Annotated in this window: 1 protein-coding gene; it reads left to right on the plus strand. The window is 64.0% G+C overall.

Annotated elements, in window-relative coordinates:
* The first annotated feature begins 178 nt into the window (after window positions 1–178).
* The gene (gene tnpC, locus ABIC03_RS39180; RefSeq protein WP_354066257.1) at window positions 179–1,657 is read left to right on the plus strand and encodes an IS66 family transposase; all 1,479 of its coding nucleotides are present in this window, start codon (window positions 179–181) and stop codon (window positions 1,655–1,657) included.
* Window positions 1,658–1,670: the final 13 nt, after the last annotated feature.

The following is a 1,670-nucleotide window of genomic DNA, read 5'->3' on the forward strand; positions in this document are numbered from 1 at the left end:
GGCGGCGCGTCCATGAGGCACGGGAGACGGCAAAGCCGACACAGCCCGGATAGTTGTTGGCAGCGCTGCGGCGAAGTGAATCAGGGCTGTCGGGATCGTCGCAAGATGCCACCGACTATGATCTGATTTGCTGGTGCCGAGCGACGCCCTGCCTGATGACCTTCAGACGCTGAAAGCGATGCTGCTTGCCGAGCGGTGTGAGAGCGAGCGGCTGCGTCAGATCATCAAGGAACTGCAGCGGCATCGCTTTGGCCGCAAGGCGGAGACGCTGCCCGAGGAGCAGATGCTGCTGGGTCTGGAAGACGTCGAGCAGGTCGTAGCATTCGGTGAGGCAGAGCAGGACGAAAGCGCGCCTGATGGCCGCGCGGCACGAGCTCGCAAGCGCCGCATTAATCGTGGAGCACTGCCGCAGCATTTGCCGAGGATCGAGGTCGTCGTCGACGTCGACGACAGGACATGCCCCTGTTGCAAGGGCGATCTGCACCGGATCGGCGAAGACAGGAGCGAGCGGCTGGACATGGTGCCGGCGCAGTTCCGCGTTCTCGTCACCCGGCGGCCCAAACACGCCTGCCGATCGTGCGAAGACGGTGTCGTTCAGGCGCCTGCTCCGGCCCGGCTGATCGAAGGCGGATTGCCGACCGAGGCCACCATCGCCCAGGTTCTGGTGTCCAAATATGCCGATCATCTGCCGCTGTACCGGCAGGCCCAGATTTATGCCCGCCAGGGCATCGATCTCGATCGTTCGACACTGGCGGACTGGGTGGGACAAGCCGCCTGGCACCTGCGTCCGCTGCACGAGCGTCTGCTCGGCAAGCTCAAGCAGAGATCAAAACTGTTTGCCGACGAGACGACGATGCCGGTGCTCGATCCCGGCCGAGGCCGCACCAAGACCGGCCAGCTCTGGGCCTATGCCGCCGACGACCGGCCATGGGGTGGCGCCGATCCGCCGGGCGTCGTCTATGTCTATGCACCCGACCGCAAGGCCGAGCGGCCGATCGCCCATCTCGACGGCTTTAAGGGGATCCTGCAGGTCGACGGCTATGCTGGCTACCGCAAGCTCGCCGAGCGCGGCGACGTCCAGCTGGCGTTCTGCTGGGCGCACATGCGGCGCAACTTCTATGAACTTGCCACCCCTGGTCCGGCGCCCATCGCGAGCGAGGCGCTCAAGCGCATTGCCGAGTTTTACGCCATCGAGAAGGACATCCGTGGTCGCAGCGCCGAGGAGCGGCGTCTCATCCGGCAACAGAAAAGCCAGCCGCTCGCCAATGCATTCGAGCAGTGGCTGCGCGCAAAACTCGGTCTGATCAGCCAGAAGGGCAAGCTTGCGGAGGCCATCCGCTATGCCCTCTCGCGCTGGGAGGGTCTGACGCGCTTCATCGACGATGGCCGTATCGAGCTCGACAACAATGCCGTCGAACGCTCCATCCGTCCGATCGCGCTCAATCGGAAAAATGCGCTGTTCGCGGGCTCCGACGGTGGCGCCGAGCATTGGGCCGCTATCGCGTCTCTGATCGAAACGTGCAAGCTGAACGACGTCGACCCGCTCGCTTACCTCACCGACGTCCTCACCAGGATCGTCAATAGCCATCCGAACAGCGAGATCGACCAGCTGCTTCCGTGGGCCTATCGACGTCAAGACCTCAAAGCTGTGGCCTGAAAACGACGCTTAC

The sequence above is a fragment of the Bradyrhizobium sp. RT6a genome (assembly GCF_040547675.1).
Lineage (GTDB): Bacteria > Pseudomonadota > Alphaproteobacteria > Rhizobiales > Xanthobacteraceae > Bradyrhizobium.

What these genes read in the sequence shown, in the direction of transcription:
- tnpC (WP_354066257.1), top strand. Translation starts at nt 179, where the DNA reads ATGCTGCTTGCCGAGCGGTGTGAGAGCGAGCGGCTGCGTCAGATCATC.